Annotated in this window: 13 protein-coding genes; 5 read left to right on the top strand and 8 right to left on the bottom strand. The window is 40.4% G+C overall.

Features of this window, described 5'->3' with window-relative positions; all coding sequences use genetic code 11:
- Nucleotides 1-171 precede the first annotated feature (171 nt).
- Both NVS78_RS07285 and NVS78_RS07280 read left to right on the top strand, forming a co-directional pair.
- Nucleotides 172-3,378: a golvesin C-terminal-like domain-containing protein gene (locus NVS78_RS07285; RefSeq protein ID WP_286358596.1), complete on the top strand. Its 3,207-nt coding sequence runs from the start codon at nt 172-174 to the stop codon at nt 3,376-3,378.
- Nucleotides 3,379-3,506: 128 nt separating this feature from the next.
- Nucleotides 3,507-3,995 (top strand): fibronectin type III domain-containing protein, encoded by a 489-nt coding sequence (locus NVS78_RS07280; protein ID WP_286358595.1) that lies wholly within the window; start codon nt 3,507-3,509, stop codon nt 3,993-3,995.
- Between the two features lie 156 nt (nt 3,996-4,151).
- On the opposite strand, the gene NVS78_RS07275 is transcribed toward NVS78_RS07280, so the two are convergent.
- The 5 genes from NVS78_RS07275 to NVS78_RS07255 all read right to left on the bottom strand — a co-directional run bounded on the left by NVS78_RS07275 (nt 4,152) and on the right by NVS78_RS07255 (nt 10,822).
- Complete coding sequence (locus tag NVS78_RS07275; RefSeq protein WP_286358594.1) at nt 4,152-5,516, bottom strand: metallophosphoesterase family protein; 1,365 nt, start codon at nt 5,514-5,516, stop codon at nt 4,152-4,154.
- 422 nt (nt 5,517-5,938) lie between these two features.
- Nucleotides 5,939-6,160, bottom strand: a complete 222-nt coding sequence (locus NVS78_RS07270) for a DUF2795 domain-containing protein (RefSeq protein WP_009135471.1) — start codon at nt 6,158-6,160, stop codon at nt 5,939-5,941.
- 157 nt (nt 6,161-6,317) lie between these two features.
- Nucleotides 6,318-8,108: a chloride channel protein gene (locus NVS78_RS07265; RefSeq protein ID WP_286358593.1), complete on the bottom strand. Its 1,791-nt coding sequence runs from the start codon at nt 8,106-8,108 to the stop codon at nt 6,318-6,320.
- Nucleotides 8,109-8,122: 14 nt separating this feature from the next.
- Nucleotides 8,123-9,244, bottom strand: coding sequence for a DUF4831 family protein (locus tag NVS78_RS07260; RefSeq protein ID WP_286358592.1), 1,122 nt, complete (start codon nt 9,242-9,244; stop codon nt 8,123-8,125).
- Nucleotides 9,245-9,298: 54 nt separating this feature from the next.
- The gene (locus NVS78_RS07255; RefSeq protein WP_286358591.1) at nt 9,299-10,822 is read right to left on the bottom strand and encodes an NAD(P)H-hydrate dehydratase; all 1,524 of its coding nucleotides are present in this window, start codon (nt 10,820-10,822) and stop codon (nt 9,299-9,301) included.
- Between the two features lie 111 nt (nt 10,823-10,933).
- Here NVS78_RS07255 and NVS78_RS07250 point away from each other — a divergent pair, with 111 nt between their 5' ends.
- From NVS78_RS07250 to NVS78_RS07240, 3 genes are all read left to right on the top strand, one after another.
- Nucleotides 10,934-12,493, top strand: coding sequence for a peptide MFS transporter (locus NVS78_RS07250; protein WP_286358590.1), 1,560 nt, complete (start codon nt 10,934-10,936; stop codon nt 12,491-12,493).
- Nucleotides 12,494-12,587: 94 nt separating this feature from the next.
- Nucleotides 12,588-14,327 carry a peptide MFS transporter gene (locus tag NVS78_RS07245; RefSeq protein WP_041503937.1) on the top strand — a complete coding sequence of 580 codons (1,740 nt, stop codon included), beginning with the start codon at nt 12,588-12,590 and terminating at the stop codon, nt 14,325-14,327.
- 261 nt (nt 14,328-14,588) lie between these two features.
- Nucleotides 14,589-15,437 (top strand): energy transducer TonB, encoded by an 849-nt coding sequence (locus tag NVS78_RS07240; protein WP_286358589.1) that lies wholly within the window; start codon nt 14,589-14,591, stop codon nt 15,435-15,437.
- 65 nt (nt 15,438-15,502) lie between these two features.
- Here the strand turns inward: NVS78_RS07240 and NVS78_RS07235 are convergent, their stop codons facing one another.
- The 3 genes from NVS78_RS07235 to proS all read right to left on the bottom strand — a co-directional run bounded on the left by NVS78_RS07235 (nt 15,503) and on the right by proS (nt 19,339).
- Nucleotides 15,503-16,381 carry a DUF3078 domain-containing protein gene (locus tag NVS78_RS07235; RefSeq protein WP_286358588.1) on the bottom strand — a complete coding sequence of 293 codons (879 nt, stop codon included), beginning with the start codon at nt 16,379-16,381 and terminating at the stop codon, nt 15,503-15,505.
- Between the two features lie 154 nt (nt 16,382-16,535).
- Complete coding sequence (pepT, locus tag NVS78_RS07230; RefSeq protein WP_434802125.1) at nt 16,536-17,759, bottom strand: peptidase T; 1,224 nt, start codon at nt 17,757-17,759, stop codon at nt 16,536-16,538.
- 104 nt (nt 17,760-17,863) lie between these two features.
- Nucleotides 17,864-19,339: a proline--tRNA ligase gene (proS, locus tag NVS78_RS07225; protein WP_286358587.1), complete on the bottom strand. Its 1,476-nt coding sequence runs from the start codon at nt 19,337-19,339 to the stop codon at nt 17,864-17,866.
- Nucleotides 19,340-19,496 lie beyond the last annotated feature (157 nt).

The raw sequence follows: 19,496 nt of genomic DNA, 5'->3' as shown, positions 1-19,496 counted from the left end.
TATATATTTAACTATATATATTTAAATTTATGTGTATTTTATTTTTACAGTACGTGTTTTTTTGTTTTAATGTCATATATTTGTAAAATATATACAACACGATTACAGCATAAAAATTTTAATAATGTAATAGTGTTTTAATTATCACCATGTTACACGTATTATTAAAAGATGAATTTTCGACATATCGGTTTAATTGCAAATTACGAGATGAGGACTCTCTCGAGAGTGTGGGGCTTTAAAATGGTCACCGTATTAAGCGTGTTGATCGTAACTTTTCTTCATGTTATCACACAAAGTAACTTATTTGAACCGGAATGGATTGCTATATCATTGCCCTCGGCAATTCCATACGCAAACGTTTATTTGGTAAATTCCCTTCAAAGTATTATAATTATTTTTTTTGCGGGAAATTTTTTGCGGGAAAGCCATTACGACGGGGCTAATTCTGTTCTATCTGCGCGTCCTTATTCAAACGTGGAGTTAGTATGGGGTAATACGACAGGTTTTCTGATTTTAATGTTAGGTTTCACTCTTTTTCTGGGAGCAATAGCAATTTTGATTCACTTGTTCGGGAGTGATTCTCCTTTTGCCATTTATCCTTACATTTTTTATTTTATCACACTAACTTGCCCGGTACTTTTCTTTTTCACTGGATTGACGATATGCGTGAAAGGGATTGTTCGTAATTCAGCCTTGGCTTGTATTATATTACTCGGATTGTTGTTGTTTTTCCTGAATTTCGGCAGTGAATTGTTTTATGGTGTTTTTGACATATTGGCAATAACTTTACCCAACTCGTTCTCCGATATCACTGGATTTACAGGTTTAGGCAGTTACCTGTTACAAAGGTCCTTTTTTTTAGTTTCGGGCTGCGGGTTGATTGTTCTGGGTGTTTCTTTTGTTCATAGGCTACCTTCCGATTCAAAAAATAATTTCGCGGCTGGCAAATGGGGAATAGGATTATTGATACTGGGATTTATCCTCTCGGGAATTTACACGAGTAACATGATCCGGCATAACCGGGAACGAAAGATTATTCACAAAGTATTTGTCAAATACCAAGCCACTCCTAAGGTCAGTGTTTTAGATCACGATATAGAGTTTAAACAGGAGGGATATACCTACTCGGCATCCAGTAAACTTAATTTGCTCAATATAAACGATCAACAAGTTGATTCTATCATCTTGTATTTGAATCCCTCCTTAAACGTGATAAAGATAACTTCAGGAGGAGTGACTTTAGATTTTCACCGGGAATACCAGGTTTTGATTCTTTCGTTAGCGATGAAACCAGGAGAAACAAGGGAAATCGAGATGAGCTACAAAGGCTCGATTTCTCCTGCCGTTTGTTATCCTGAAGTTACCAATATAGATTCTCTCGCAAAAGAGCATCATTATTACATGTATAACATGGGGCAAAATTATTTTTACCTTCAACCGGACTATACTTTACTGACACCTGAAAGCATGTGGTATCCCACAAGTAAACCTTCTGTTCACGTGGATCTACCCTACTTGTCGGATCAGGATTACACTCGTTTTAAATTGTTGGTAAAAGGGAATATTGATGGTATGGTTATAGCACAGGGAGAAGAAATAAAGAATACCGAAAATACATATTTTGTAAATAAAGTTGCTTTACCCGGGTTAACACTTTGCATTGGTGATTATACCAGAAAGAGTATACGTAAGGATAGCGTATTGTATGAAATCTTTTTATTCAAAGGGCATGAATACCTTCTTCCCAAGGAGATTACTCCGGAAGAAGCTGTAAAAAGTTGGACCAGCATGTTCGGATATAATAACAAGGTCTATGCTTTTACCAAATTAAATTTGGTAGAGACTCCTATTCATTTTTGTACATTCAGTAGGAATTGGAAGAGTAATAGCGAGCGGGTACAACCGGAAATCATATTCCGCCCGGAGAGAGAGGCATTATACCCATTGACGTTTAATATAAAAAGCAAATGGTACGATGATGAATACCCGATAGATCGGTTTTTAAGCTGGTACATGAAAATCCTTACTTCAAGTAAACAAGAAATTCCTTTAGGAAACATGTTTTTTAACCGGATAACGGGGATTTACGATACAAAAAATATAAAAAATGAGAGTGATATTTATTACTTACAACAAAAGTATCACTACAACGTGTATTCTTCATCCCCCGAATTTGTCGGAATAAATCTTTTGTTTCACTATATGCAACACGGTTTTAACACGAATTTTAAAGATGGAATAGATATTTATTATATAGCTAAATGTCTTAAAGATCGGAGTCTTAAAGAGGTTTCGCACGATCCGGACAATAAAATAGATATAGATAATGCAATATTTGCCAGGGGATATTATTTTTTAAAATACATTTTATGTACTGTTTCCCATGATAAATTTAAACATTTTAACTCCGAATTTATCCGGAATCATGTTTTTCAAAGCTTTAGTTATGAAGAATATTGCGAGGAGTTCGAAAAGCAGTTCAATCTCTCTCTCGCGATCCTAACCCGAAAATTATATAATGAGCGTGGCTTCCCTGCTTTTGACTTTAGAGATGCACGGGTGGATGATGTAGAATCCTTAGAGGGGAAAACAGGATACGTATTCAGTATTAAAGTCTGGAACAAAGGAAAACGGGATGGAATTCTTTCGCTAAAACCTGTAGCCAGCATGGAAGAACGCAATTATTTCATACCGGTTGGGAGTTGTAAAGAAATTAAAATGTATATCGAGGGAAATAGCGATCGTTGCGCAATCGAGTTATACACAAATGAGTCTCAAAATCTTCCTTCTCATTATACTCTTGAAAAATTCCCTGAAAAAGGGTTCGTCAAAGAACCGGTGGATGGAATTTTTGGTGCGGACACCCTTGCTTTTGCTCCGGAACCGAGCGTATATATCGTGGATAACGAGGACCCGGGATGTCGTATTGTTGAGTATGACCGATTTGTGGAAAAGTTACGCAAGAAGAATTCCGCAACTCGTTGGCATTGGTTAGACGATGAAGATGCATATGGAGAAATTTCCAAAACTTACTTAAAAAAAGCAACAGGAAAGGGAAGTTCTGATATCGAGTGGGAAGTAAATTTACCGGAAAACGGGGCGTACGAGTTATTTATTTATAATCCCCTCACAGAAAGTAAAAATCAACTCAGTAAGGGGAAAAAAGGAGAGACATCGGTGCAAAGCTACCATTTTCTCCACGCCACGGGGAAGGAAAAAGTAGAAGTAGCCTTATCGGACGTAAAACATGGTTGGGTATCGCTCGGAATATATCAATTTCACTCAGGTAAAGCAAGGATAATCTTATCCGGTCAAGGTACTACGCTACACCAACTCATGTATGCGGATGCTGTGAAATGGGTCAAGGTTAAGTAATCACATTCTCCGAGATAAGGGTAATAAGTTATAATTATAATCCTAATATTAAGATTTTTAAAATTGCTACAAAATGTCAATAATCAATATTCGAATAAATATTTAGAGAGATAAAATAAAAAAAGATTATGAAAACAAAGAAGTTTTTTATTGTATTGATCCTCGTATTAGTATCAAATTTTACATATGCCATAGGGGATGGCAAGGTTACTTTGATTATCACACCACCAAAAAGCGAGGGGACAGGAGGACCCTTTTTACACTATCGTATTGAATATAGAAAATTTCAAGAAAAACGCTGGGAAGAAGTAAAAGAAAAGCCCGAAGTTAAAAAGGATGGCAATGGTAATTATGTTAAGCAAGAATTTGAAGTTAAAGATCTAGAAGAAAACGAAAGCTATGTATTTAGGGTAATGGTAGTAAATAAAATGGGACCGGGAGCTCCAGGACCAGAATCGAGAAAAGCTATTGCGAAGAAAGATAATCCTGAAAAAGTCGAAGTGCAATGTGGGGAACCTCTAGGAGGTAGAACAAATTTAAGTTTTGCTGAATTATCTACTCTTTCATTTGCAAGTCAAGCTCAGTCAATGAAACTCTTTTACAGGAAGGAAGAATAATTTGAGAATCTATTTGTATACACTTGAATAAACAGCTATTAATACTATCTCTCTACTATTTTATACATAAGATAACTGCAAACAACAAGCTTATACAGTTTGTTGTTTGCAGTTACATAACTTCCTTGTTTCCGATAGAACAAATAGTTTTATTATTTATTTAGGGAAGCCGAATCGAGTTCTGAAATCTTTCAGTTCGATCACGAAATCGTCCATGGCGATAAATTCCGCATCACTGATATTCTCACCTTTATGCTCTATCGATTTGTAGCGAGCGGCATAATCCGGTATTTCGGTAGAGAATTTCTTGTAATAGGTAGAATAAGTTCTCACGTGTACGGTCGGAACATCACCTCCCATCTCGAATTCAAGTCTACGAAGCCATCCGTCGCCTATTCCGTACGGGGTATTGAAATAAGGATTCAAGGGCTGTCCGTGCTCTACCCCCACTTCACCTCTTTCCTGGTAGTCGGCCAAGAGTTGATATACTTCTCCACCCTTGTCGTTCTTATCCGTTCTCCTGTTTTGTCCATGCTCGTGTCCGCAAAGTACCATAAAGATTTGAGCATTTTTCGATATAAATTTGCTCCATAACTCTTCGGCATTATTATGGTGATCCGAATCTGCCAACTTCAAATCGACAATCGGGTTGGCTTTACGTTGTCCTTTGGTATCGAGGTAATCGTGAGTGGTTAAGATGGTCGGGTAACCTTTGTATTTGTCAAGAACGGCTTGAGCCCAAGTAAGCACTTCATTCGAGGGGGACATTTCCAAACCAAGGTGAATGAATGTATACCCACCGGCACAAATCATTTGCACGGAATTTGCTCCCCCGTTGTACGAATCGAGATACCAATCCTTTTGTGCAAAATACTTTGTATGACAGCCCAGAACAGCATTGAAATTGGACAAACCGCCGATATGCAACATACCGATATATTCCGGCAGACTTCCCAATATTTGAGAAGGATCGCTCACGGGGATCCATTTCGAATCACTCCACATGGCATCGTAATCATGGTTTCCCGGAACCGCACCGAAAGGAATAGAAACCTTATGTAATAGATCCAATCCCTTTCTTGCAGTCGGTAACTCCACGTTAAATACAGCTTCCGGAGAAACCTCTATCTCTGTCGAAAAATAGGGATTGAAAATGGCTTTAAATCCTCTTGCCGCATGTTCCGGATCCATATCGAGTGTTTGATGTTGCCACATATCGCCTACTGAAATAGCAAACACGATATCTCCGCCTTTTGCTTCCGAATGATCCGCGATATATTGCATTTGTTGGATAAATAATTCCGAGCAGTCCAATGCAAATCCCTTTGCCTTCTGATGCTTAAAGTCCGTCATGTTTTGAGCATCCGGAATCACCGCAATGGTAAAAGAAGTCTTTGTATTAACCGGTCCAGTCGGAGTATCATCATCTTGACAAGACATCATTACGGGCATCGTTAACGCACACAAAACGGCACATGTTTTAGCAAATACATGTTTTTTAAATGATAATAATTTGTTCATGGTTTATTTTTTTGTTCGTCACAAAAGTAGAGCGGCAATGTTACGCGTTTGCAACAGAAAAATTAAGATCAAATGACAGCATGAACGATTCGAATATGCACATAAAAAAGCTATCGTTCCTGATAGCTTTTTTATTTTTTACATTACAACGTCAATACTCATCCTCGTTGAAGAAGTTTTTCACATCTATATATCAATAAGTTACATTGCACACACGGTCATTTAGACAAATAAACCACGCTATCTGAGGCTATCTGAGGTGAAGATAATAATCTTCAGACAAACAAATCCCATTTTCCTCGTTAAAAATCGCCATTCAGACAAACAAACCGCACCATGTAAACCTATAAAACACCAACGCGACAAACAATCATTATTGTTCATCGCATTGATATATAATAAGTTAACTTATATATAAGCACCTAATACTCATCTTCATTAAAGAAGAAATCATCTTTACTCGGATAATCCGGCCAAATATCCTCGATACTTTCGAATATCTCTTCGTCGTCTTCAATATCCTGAAGATTCTCAATAACTTCCATAGGCGCCCCTGAACGAATGGCATAGTCTATCAACTCATCTTTTGATGCAGGCCAAGGTGCATCTTCCAATTTAGAGGCAAGTTCCAGTGTCCAATACATGATATATCGTTTTAGAGTAAATTCTATATTTTGCCGCGAATATATGTTTTATTTCTAAAAATACAACTCTATTCGTGGAATAAGAGATTATTTATAATAGATATAAATAATATACTCCTTATTCCTAACCCAATAGCACTAAAGTTTCCTATTTTCGCTACTCATCATCCGAGAAATGGATCAACACTTTACGATAAGTATTGAATATCTTTGCCTTCGACACGAATCCCAAGTATTTATGATCCTGAATAACAGGCAGATTCCAGGCACCCGACTCTTCAAATTTCTTCATCACTTTTTCCATCGAATCTTCTATATCTATAACGACAGAAGGAGCTATCATAAAATCTCGGACATAGGTTTTGGAATACATTTCCTGATTGAACATTATTTTACGGATATCATCCAACAAAACGATTCCCAATAAATGACCGTCGTTATCCAACACGGGAAAGAGATTACGACTCGATTTGGAAACAATTTTAACCAAATCGCCCAAGGTCGAATCGATCCCGATGGTTTTGAAATCCGTTTCCACCACTTTATTCAATTTCATCAGCGTCAGAACGGCCTTGTCTTTATTATGAGTCAACAGATCGCCCTGCATCGCCAACCGACGGGCATAGATCGAATAAGGCTCCATTCCCCGGCTCGTCAGATAAGCCATAACCGATGTCAACATCAAAGGCAGAAGTAATGCGTAACCGCCCGATATTTCAGCGATCAGGAACATGGCTGTCAAGGGGGCATTCATTACTCCGGACATCACCCCGGCCATGCCTGCCAAAACGAAATGACTCTCCGGCACCTCGCGAATACCGCTCAAATTGATCAACATGGCCAACAAGTAACCCGCAACCCCTCCCGTAAACAGACTCGGAGCAAAAACACCGCCGACACCGCCGCTACCATTAGTCAATGCCGTGGCTATAACTTTTATAAACACCATACCGATAACAAAAAGCGGCAGTATCCATATCTTGTCCCTAAAATCGAAGAAATAAGTATTATTCAACAACTTATCCGGCTGCCCTCCCATCATCGTATCCAAGGCTGTATATCCCTCACCGTATAAAGGAGGAAAAATAAAAATAATAACACCCAACAACGCACCTCCGATAGCCATCTTCTTAAACGGGTGTTTGATCTTATTCAGAAAATGTTCCACCCGGAGATTCATCCGGATAAAATAGACGGAAAGAAGTCCCGTACATACTCCCAATAACACGTAATAAGGAAAATTCCCCATGGCGAACTTATCCGTAATCTGGTAAGAAAACAGAAAACCGTCACCCATAAAAAAGAAAGCGATCACGTAAGAAGTAATAGCCGTAAACATCAAAGGGACGAGCGAAGCCATCGTCAAATCCAACATCAACACCTCCATCGTGAAAACGATACCGGCAATGGGAGCTTTAAAAATTCCCGCGATGGCTCCCGCCGCACCGCATCCGATCATCAACGTCATGACCTTGTAGTTCATACGGAAGAGACGGGCTAAGTTAGAACCGATGGAAGCTCCCGTTAAAACAATCGTGGCCTCCGTTCCCACCGAACCTCCGAAACCGATGGTCAGCGTACTGGCAATCATCGAAGAATAGTTATTATGAGGTTTAATCATACTATTCCTCCGGGATATGGCATACAAGACCTTAGTTACCCCATGACTGATATCCTCTTTGACAAAATATTTCACGAATAAGGTGGTCAACAATATACCGATAAAAGGATATATAAAAAAAAGGAGACTTCCGCTATCGACCTGCATTCTCTCCGTGAAAAACACATGCGTATAATGTACCATATTTTTCAACAAAACTCCCGCAAGCCCCGTCACAATCCCGACTAATATACTTAATATCACGATAAATTGCTTCTCCTTGATATTACGCACACGCCACATTAAAAATTTTCCAAGAAACCCCTTCTCTCCAGTTGACTCAGCCATATTTCAATTCCTTATTATCGGTTCTTCTTCACGCTCTTTAACGAACCGTACCGGGGATAAAAGTCTATACTTATTCCCTCGTTATTGATCACATCCAAAGGAAATATCTTCGTATACCCTAATTGAGGAATAACACACCGTTCCGTTATCACACTTTTATTGCCACAAGTTAAAACCAAATCGGCAACGGCCGGAACCCGATAAGTCACCCCAATTACCGGTTTATGTGCAGAATCGTTCTCTTTCGGAGGTAAAATTACATTCTTCACTTCAATCACATAGGGTTCGGCTGATACGTTATTTTTAGCGGTAATACCGCTTGTTTTCGAAAAACGGAAGAGCGTTACCGATTCATCCTCTTTTTGCGGAACATAGACAAACTCTCGTTTCACCCGCTCTTTCACCTTTTTACCCATAAAAAGACTCAGGTAATCTTTTTCCAAAGCGTCCAATTCCCTCAATGCTTCCCGAGTAGCAGGCCCGGAGCTACTTACACCGGACAATAAATCCAATCTTTTTTTACGGATATTAAAAATTTCGTCCGTGATCTCCTTTACATAATCCTTCTCCTCTTTCAACACGTACCGTTCAATCGGGTCCCATACCCGACGCATCTCCCCCTCGACCTCTATCATGGAAAAATTAGAATCCAATACCTCTTTCAAAGTAGAACGTACCCCGAAACGAACGTAATCAATCTTCTGCTCCTTATTATCTTTAGGTACGATATAAAACGCCTCTTTTTCCGCATCCGCATTATTCTGGTTACCGTTCACCCCGGACAAAAAACCTTCCGGCGTCAAGTTTAAACAAATTCCGGCGTACTCTCCCGTGGTTGTCACTGAATAGATATTTTTAGTATCGGGGAGAGCCTGGGGAATAATACGTATATCCTTAAGTTCCCACTCTTCCCCCGCCGCATTTATATCCGGTCCGATCCCCAACTGCTGTTCGGCATACTGACGGAAAGGACCCGGTATTAATTTCACGCGTTCCATGGTTACTTCCACTTTAAAGCTTATTTTAGGAAGCATATAACTCACCGAAACCGGGGTGGACAACTCTCTCTTCTTCTGTCCTAAAACCGACAAGGAGAGACATCCGATCAATACCCATATAAAACAAATCTTTTTCATGATCTTTTTCCTAATTATTTTAAAAAGAATCCTTACACACTCTTTGCCTACCCATTAAACCAACGTTTCCAATTTTCTCCATGCTTTTCCAAGAAAAGCAATAATATCTCCGGATTTCATACCGCGTACTCCCATCTCCTCTCTCGCCAAATCGCCAGCCATTCCATGAACAAAAACTCCCGTTAATACCGCATCCGGTACAGGCATACCGCTTGCCAACAGTCCTGTAATAATCCCCGTCAAAACATCTCCCGCTCCGCCCTTGGCCATTCCCGGATTCCCACTCATGTTAAAATAACATTCCCCCTCCGGTGTAGCTACCACAGAATGAGCACCTTTTAATACAACATATACATCGTATTTTTCTGCAAAAATGCTCAATTTATTTAATCTATCAAAATCATTTTCACTTTTTCCTGCTAATCTTTCAAATTCTTTGGGATGGGGTGTCAAAACCGCACTTTCGGGTAATAATTTCAATAAACGGGTATCAGCGGCAAGCAAATTCAAGGCATCCGCATCCAGTACCATTCTTCCTTTCCAATCTTTCAACAAACACTCCAACCCGAAAGCTGTCTCCGTCGACGTTCCTATTCCCGGCCCGATACCCACGACCCGGTATTTTGACCAATCGGAAATACGGGAAAAGCAATTTTCATTCACATCTTCTTCGATCAAAACCTCCGGTACGGCAAGATGTACTATTTTCTTCAAAGAACGAGGGAGATGAAGGGTCAGCAAGCCAACTCCCGAATGCAAAGCCCCTTCGGCTGCCAGTATCGCAGCTCCCATCATCCCATAAGACCCGGCTATCAACAAGGCATGCCCCATCTCCCCTTTATGAGTGAACTTTCCGACTTTCGGCAAACGGGCAGCAAGTACATCCGGCGTCAAATAAAAATAAGAAGAAAACAGATCCCGTAATATTTCCGGATGCAAACCTATGTTCAAAACTTCAAAATCTCCCACATAACGATAATTTTCGGGGAACATAAAAGACAATTTGGGAAACTGAAAAGTAAGCGTGTAATCGGCTTCCATTATACTTCCGGTATTTTTCGCGTTATCCTCTCCCAATAAACCGGAAGGAATATCCACCGCAACAACGGGCAAAACGGAGCGATTTATCCTATCTATCACTCCGGCACACCATCCTGTTACCGGACGACTCAATCCGGCTCCGAACAAAGCATCGATCCATATTCCCTCCACGGATTCCGCATCGAAGTCGGAAATCTCCCGAACATCGACACAACTTCCGGAACGAGCCAGATAATCTTCCCGATACTTCTTGCAATCAGCGGACAAACACGCTCCCGTCCACACGTGATACACCACAACCTCGTACCCTTTTTCCAATAAGATTCCGGCAAGGGCAAAACCGTCTCCTCCATTATTCCCGACTCCTGAAACTATGTTAAAAATAGAATTATTCGGAAAAATTTTCAAAAGCCGACAGGCAATAGCTTCAGCCGCTCTCTTCATTAATAGAGACGAACTTATCGGCTCATGCTCAACGGTATATCTATCAATTTCTTTTAAATCAGATGTTTTAAAAATCTTATTATACTTTTTCATAGGTTCCAAGTTCAAACGTTTTCGTGTTTTAAAGATAAAAAATTATCCTATATTTGCGAGGTTGGAGTGCGAACAAAGTTAAATCATTATTAATTTATAAATATCAAAATTATGTTTAAAAAACACCCCAAAGGACTATTGGCGGCTGCCCTTGCTAATATGGGAGAACGCTTTGGTTTTTACATTATGATGGCAATTCTTACGTTGTTCATCTCTGCAAAATTCGGTCTATCCGAGACCACAACCGGATATGTCTACTCGGCTTTTTATGCTTCTATTTATCTACTGGCATTAGTCGGAGGAGTCATTGCCGATAAAACAAAAAATTATAAAGGTACAATACTTATCGGTTTGATTCTGATGGCCGTCGGCTATCTGATCATAGCCATACCGACCCCGACTCCCGTTCCAAGTATGGGACTTTATCTAACAATTACCTGCGTTGGACTTTTGGTTATTGCTTTCGGTAACGGTTTATTCAAAGGAAATTTACAGGCTTTAGTCGGTCAGATGTACGACAACAAAGAGTATTCCGATAAAAGGGATTCCGGTTTCCAGATATTTTATATGTTTATCAATATCGGAGGATTTTTCGCTCCTTGGATCGCAATCGGCGTCAGAAACTGGTGGTTGAAAGTGAATAACTTCGATTACAATGCCGGCCTACCGGAATTATGCCACCAATACCTCGAACAAGGTAGTTCCATGCCCGCGGAATCTTTAACCCGTTTGACGGAGTATGCCAATACCGCTTACCTGAGCGGTTCCATGTCAGATCTACCCACCTTTGTAAACAGCTATCTGGATGTTTTCAACCGCGGTTTCCAATATGCCTTTATGGCTGCAATCGTGGCCATGTTGATCTCACTGGTGATCTACATCGTCAACAAACAAAAATTCCCGGATCCTGCCAAAAAAGCCGTATCGAACGTCAAAGGCGCTCCCCAAATAAGCAGGGAAGAGATTACCATGAATGCGCAAGAGATCAGACAACGCATATACGCCCTGTTCGCCGTATTCGGCGTCGTTATCTTTTTCTGGCTCTCGTTCCATCAAAACGGTTACTCCCTGACGTATTTCGCCCGCGATTACGTGGATTTGAGCGTCATCGATATCAACTTGGGATTCACCAGAATCAAAGGAGCCGAAATATTCCAATGCGTGAATCCTTTCTTCGTGGTAACCTTAACACCGCTGATCATGTGGTTATTCGGATATTTGAAGAGACAAAGAAGGGAGCCCTCCACCCCGATGAAAATCGCTATCGGTATGGGAATCGCAGCACTTGCCTACATTTTCCTAATGATCTTCTCTTTCGTGTTACCGGCAAAAGAGACCTTAAGCACGATGACGGAAGCGCAAATCAGTGCCATTCGCGTTACTCCTTGGATCATGGTGGGACTCTATTTCATCCTTACCGTTGCAGAGTTATTCATCTCTCCTCTCGGATTGTCTTTCGTTTCCAAAGTAGCACCTCCGCATTTACAAGGCTTAATGCAAGGTTGTTGGTTAGCGGCCACGGCTGTAGGAAACTCACTGTTATTCATCGGAGGACTCCTTTATACCTCCGTACCCATCTGGGCTTGTTGGTTAGTATTTGTTTGCGCAACCGCAGCTTCCATGATTGTCATGCTTTCTATGGTGAAATGGCTTGAAAGAGTCGCAAAATAAATAAAGCATAATATTTCAAAAGCGAGGTGAAAGCCTCGCTTTTTTTATATCTTTGCGACAGCAAACTATAATATTAATTTTAAAATAACGTTGTATGTTAAAAGATCATCCAAGAGGATTATTTGTATTGGCGTTTGCTAATATGGGAGAACGCTTCGGTTACTACACCATGTTGGCTATCTTTACATTGTATCTTCAAGCTCGCTATGGTTGGACATCTGCAGCCACAGGACAAGTTTTCGGTGGCTTCCTCGCTGCTGTTTATTTTTTACCCGTATTCGGAGGATTTATCGCCGATAAATATTTAGGCTACGGTAAAACGATTACACTCGGTACAGTCATCATGTTTTTCGGTTATGCTTTACTCGCATTCGGAAGCGGTCTGGCCAGTATGTTCGTATCGTTAGGCCTTATAGCTCTCGGTACCGGATTCTTTAAGGGGAACTTACAAGTTCTGGTGGGTAATCTCTACGATTCGCCCAAATACAGCAAAAACCGGGATTTAGCGTTCAGTATTTTTTACATGTGCATTAACATCGGTGCTTTTTTCGCTCCCAGTATGGCCGAGGCCATCACGAACTCCATCATGGGAAAATCCGGTCTGGAATATTCAGGGAAAATTCCGGCATTAGCACATCAGTTAATCGACGGAACCATTAATCAGGCTTCTGCCGGATATACCGAATTGGTTAACTTCGCTGCATCTCAGGGGCAAACCATTAGCAGCTTAGACGGATTAAAGGCTTTTGCTCAAAACTACATCGACGTGCTATGCCAATCCTATAACTACGGTTTCGGTGTGGCTTGTATCAGTTTGATCGTATCGTTAGCCATATTTTTAGGCTTCCGTAAATTTTATAAATCTGCAGATGCTACCGAAAAAGAAAAAGCGCAGGGTAAAGGAGCTAAAGACGCTGTTGTCATAGAACTGACCCCCAAACAAACCAAAGAACGTTTGATTGCTTTAGGATTGGTTTTCGCCGTGGTTATTTTCTTCTGGATGTCATTCCACCAGAACGGTTTGACCATGACACTCTTTGCTCGTGATTACACGGTTTCTCATGTAACCGGTTACTCCAGTCTTCTGTTCTCTCTTTACGGTTTAGTACCTATCATATTATTATTCTACGGACTATTCATGGTTATTACCGGAGAGAAAAAAGTGAAACCCATCGGAGGAATCATGTCCGTCGTGTTTATTTTAGTACTCTATTTCGTTTACCAAACAAAATTTGCCGGTGTCGAAACACCGATCACTCCGCAAATCTTCCAGCAATTCAACCCGATGTTCATCATCATATTGACACCCGTGTTCGTGGGCCTGTTCAGCTGGTTAAACAGCAAGAAAAAAGAACCGTCTGCCCCGCGAAAAATCGGAATCGGTATGATCATCGCGGCATTAGGTTTCTTAGTACTCATGTTCGGTTCGTTCGGATTAACGGCTCCTGCCGATCTACAAGCCAACCCGATGTCGGAAAGCGATATGGTTTCTCCCTACTGGTTGATCAATACATACCTTGTTTTAACTTGTGCCGAGCTGTTTTTAAGCCCGATGGGTATCTCTTTCGTGTCGAAAGTCGCTCCTCCAAAGTACAAAGGTTTAATGCAGGGAGGGTGGTTTGCCGCCACTGCTATCGGTAATTACTTAGTAGGTATCATCGGATATTTCTGGGAAAAAGTAAGCTTAGTCGCTCTTTGGGGTATTCTTATCGGTTGTTGTGCTCTCTCTGCAATCTTTATCTTCTCTATCATGGGACGTCTCGAAAAAGTAACCCGCGAATCAGAGGAACAATTAGCCGCTGCCGAGGCCGCTGCCAAACAAAAAGAAAATTAATTTTTTTTCCACATAAAATAAAGCGAGGTTTTCCGACCTCGCTTTTTTATTCAAATCCGGTATCGTATTTCCGAAATTTTCACGACAATTCGACATACCATTCACAAAATGTTAACTATATTTGTAAGATATAGAAAACGCCCGGCAATTATCCGAAAACAGTTTTTTCGATTGTACTTGGCTTTTATATTTCGAATAGAGAGATTCAATTATTATAACCATGTGGTTTATATGGTTATTATTAAATAAAACAAGACAAATATGGCACGAAGCAACACGTTGTTCAAATGGTTACTAACTACCTCGTTTGTGTTTATAACAAGTTTTACCTATCCTCTTTTTTCACAGGATTTTTCCAAAAACAATCTGTTTTCCTACAAAGAAGTAGACGTCAAACCGTCATTAAAGACCGAGCAAAACATTCCCTTCTCCAAATGGATAGTCAATCAAATTACCCACAGAGAACTATTTTTCCAAGGTAAACCTTCAGAAGGAGCATCCCCGTATAATCTTTTCATATTCAATGATTCTTCAGGGATATATCACAAAATAGAAGTCACATTTACGGTAAAGAGCAACGGGAAAATAGGCGATATAGATATAGAGGAAACAAATTACCCGCTCCTTGAAGAAGAAGTAGCCAGAGTATTAACCCTATCTCCGAAGTGGAACGCCGGATACCATGACAAACGCAAAGTAGACACCCGTATCAGAACTTCCCTTATCTTCGATTTAAAAGGAAGTCCCGTAAAATTAGATAAAAACCCACTATACTACAAGAGTATCTCTCGAAACAATCCGGGGAAAGGAGCCACTATTTCCAATTACATTTACGAGGTAGCCACCACCCTCTATTCACCTAAAAACGACAGTATTCACGGAAAACTCGAATTGAGTTTTGTCATCGATAAAAACGGGCATTTTACCCTCTTGGAGGAAAAAAACGACTTATCCTCCGCTCTTCGCTTCTCTAATAACGGTTTATCATCTAAAGATACCCGATGGGAACCGGGCAGGATTGCCAACCGCCCTGTAAGCATAAAAATTGTGACAACTATCGATTTCGATAAAAAAGTTTACGAATACGACTGTTATTTGATTCACGATTAAAAAACGAGACCTTTTGAAGGTCTCGTTTTTTATTCATGAGTATAATAAAATCACGCTCCCCGTAATCAAAAACTAAATTGCAAACCGACTCCCAAAACCTCCTTAAATTGCAAACGAGGGCCCGCGGTTCCGTCTTTTTGAGCAACCTTCACGTCATCGTCATACAACATATTGGTAGAAATTGTAGCTGAAATCCATTTATTGACGGTCATATTCAATTGAACCTCCCAACGTACATCCACATTTTGCGGCTTTCTTAAATAATCGGAAAACAACTCCAAACGGGAATATATTTTCATATTCTCCCAAAATTCATAAGTTACCTCAGCCCTTAAATTAGCACCGAATTCCGATAAAAGATGCTTTCCCTCCTTTACACCGAAAGCCCCTTCATCGGACAAACGGGAATCGGCAACAACAGTTCCTCTCCATGAAACCGGAGTCAGCGTGGCCGTAAAATAAGATTTGGGAGTCCACGTCAAACCGGTACCGATCACGATATAAGCAGGAGCCATAAATTTAGAAATAAAACTTGCATCCTCGTTGGAGTAATCATATCCTTTGGCAAATTGGGTATTAAAATTCAGCAACATACTCCAATACAAAGACTTATATAACTGATAACCATAGGTTGAAGCCAAATAGATTTTATCATTGGTTTTCCTGGCACTTTTCCCATCGTTTTTGGTTAATCCGTATCCCAACTCCAACCGATTTTGCCATAAATTCCGATCTTTTTTATAATCGGCACTATACGTGAGCTGGGCATCGAAAGCTAATGCAGACTCACCTCCGGCGGCCCAATTACTTAAACTGACCTGTGTCATCTTTAGTCCAAAAAAACCGGCATTCTTCCAGGAAGAGTCACGAACAGGTCCCTCCGCCGCATGCGAAGACCCTCCTATAAGCAATAGGAAAATCAAAAATACATATCCTTTTACCATTTTCTAATTTTTTATTATTCGTAATTACAAGTATTTATTTTTTTACAAAAGTAATCATTTCCATGTGAAACGAAAAAACAGGACAAACAGTTATGAATAATGTGGAAATTATAGAGATTTATCTCTAATAATTTCCACATCAGCCATATCAATTTCAAATTTTTGTACAAAGTTCCGATATCCGAACAAGTAGATTTACCACTTTTATCATGGATGAAACGGGAATATACTCGTAACGCCCATGCGAATTATGTGCTCCATTGGAAAGATTCGGAGTCGGCAGTCCCATGAAAGACAAGCGTGAACCGTTTGTACCTCCCCGAATAGGGACAATCAAGGGCTTTATTTCCAACTCATTCATGGCCTGTTTGGCAATATCCACAATATAGTGAAGCGGTTCCAGTTTTTCCCGCATATTCGCGTATTGATCTTTTAACTCCAATAAAATCGGTAATTCATATTTCCGGGAGAAATCACGCACGCCATTCTCTATCACCCCTTTTCTCCATTCGAAATTTTCCCGGTCAAAGTCACGTATCAAAATCTCTACCGTCGTCTCTTCCACTGTCCCTTTTATAGAATAAAGATGGAAAAAGCCCTCGTAACCCGATGTCAACTCCGGAACTTCCCGTTTGGGCAAACTGGATATGAATTCATAAGCGACTTTCATTGAATTGACCATCTTATTTTTGGCATATCCGGGATGAAAATTCCTTCCCTTAAAAACCAACCTAACCATCGCGGCATTGAAATTTTCATACTCCAACTCACCTACCTCCCCTCCGTCCAAAGTATACGCGAACTTTGCCCCGAATTTCTTCAAATCGAAATGATCGGGCCCCTCGCCGATCTCCTCATCCGGAGTAAAACAGACGGCAATGGTCCCGTGTTTTACTTCCGGGTGTTGAATCAGGTATTCCATAGCCGTTAAAATCTCGGCTATACCGGCCTTATCGTCTGCCCCCAATAATGTGTTTCCATCCGTCACGATCAGATCGCTTCCCACATAATTCATAAGTTCCGGAAAATCATCCGGAGATAAAGTATACCCTTTCTCTTTGCTTAATAAGATATCCACGCCAGTATATTTCTCTATGATCTGCGGTTTCACATGTTTGCCACTCATATCCGGACTCGTATCCATATGGGCAATAAATCCAATAGAAACACTCTCCTTCTCTATATTAGAAGGAACAAATCCCATCACATAGCCATTCTCATCTACCGATACATTCTCCATACCGATCTCCCTCATCTCATCACAAAGAAGATAGGCAAATTCTAATTGCCCCGGTGTGCTGGGATTCAATCCGGTTTCCCGGTCAGATTGGGTATGTATTTTTGCGTATTTAATAAAACGCTCGACAACTGGCAACATATATTCAATTTATGATTCAGAGGTTTTCGATTAAAAGATTCGGTTATCGCGATAAAAACCGCACGATCACTCATTACCTAATCACAGAATCTTCTATATTAAAATTAATAAGCTCTTGCAATTAATACTCTACGATGAGAAGGTTTTCCCGTCACCATACATTTTCCCTCTTCTTCTTCAGCATCGAAGGGAATACAACGTATCGTCGCTTTCGTTTCTTCCTTAATGCGGGCCTCCGTTTCTGGAGTTCCATCCCAATGACAAAGGAAAAATCCTCCCTTCTTATCCAAAAGCGTTTTGAACTCCTCGTACGAATCTACCTTCGTGATCATTTTACTCCGGAAATTCAAGGCTTTCTTATACACGTTTTCTTGAATATCATCCAACAACCTGATAATATATTGTTCTATTCCCTCCAAAGGTAGAGTCTCTTTCGTCAGCGTATCGCGACGGGCTATTTCAATGGTACCGTTTTCCAAATCCCTCTCTCCCATAGCTAAACGTACCGGAACTCCTTTCAACTCGTAATCGGCAAATTTCCATCCCGGTTTTTGCGTATCACGATCGTCAAATTTTACACTGATACCCAAGTGTTGAAGCGTGTCTATTATTCCGTCAACTTTCTCCCTGATCTTTTCAAGCCCCTCCTTCCCCTTGTATATCGGGACAATAACTACCTGTAAAGGAGCTAATCTCGGAGGCAGTACCAATCCGTTATCATCCGAATGACACATAATCAAAGCACCCATCAAGCGAGTGGAAACTCCCCACGAAGTAGCCCAAACATACTCCTGTTTACCCTCTTTTGAAGCAAATGTCACATCAAAAGCTTTCGCAAAATTTTGCCCCAGAAAATGGGATGTCCCTGCTTGCAAGGCCTTACCGTCTTGCATCAAGGCTTCGATAGTCAAGGTATCCAAAGCTCCCGCGAAACGCTCCGTTTCGCTCTTGTGTCCCATAATTACGGGTACAGCCATCCATTTTTCCGCAAATTCGGCATATACCCGAACCATCTTATCCGCTTCCTCCATGGCTTCCTCTTTCGTCGCGTGAGCCGTATGACCTTCCTGCCACAAAAACTCAGCCGTACGCAAAAACATACGGGTCCTCATCTCCCAACGCATCACGTTAGCCCATTGATTACACAAAATCGGAAGATCCCTGTAGGATTGAATCCAATTCTTATAAGTATTCCATATAATGGTCTCTGAAGTGGGCCGAATAATAAATTCTTCCTCCAATTTCGCATCCGGATCAACGACAATGCCATTCCCGTCCGGATCGTTCTTTAAACGATAATGAGTTACAACTGCACACTCTTTCGCAAACCCCTCCACATGATCAGCCTCTTTTGAAAAAAAAGACTTGGGAATCAATAATGGGAAATAAGCATTATAATGTCCCGTATCTTTAAACATCTTATCCAATTGTTGCTGCATCTTCTCCCATATGGCATAACCGTAAGGTTTGATCACCATACATCCTCGAACTGCCGAATTTTCCGCCAAACCGGCTTTTACAACCAATTCATTATACCATTGCGAATAATTCTCTTCTCTTGTTGTTAAAAACTTAGCCATCTCATTATTTTTTGATAAAACCGCAGCAAATTTAAACAAAAAAGTAGGAATTCAGATTTGTAATGGTTATTTTTATACCTAATACCGATTTATGCTTTACGAACCATGGAAAAGTGTGGTATATTTTTTGATAAGATAAAAAAACAGGTCAATCTAA

Origin of the sequence: Gabonibacter chumensis (assembly GCF_024741215.1) — a bacterium.
Classification (GTDB): Bacteria; Bacteroidota; Bacteroidia; order Bacteroidales; family Marinifilaceae; genus Gabonibacter; species Gabonibacter massiliensis.
This window is presented reverse-complemented; position numbering and strand designations above follow the sequence as displayed.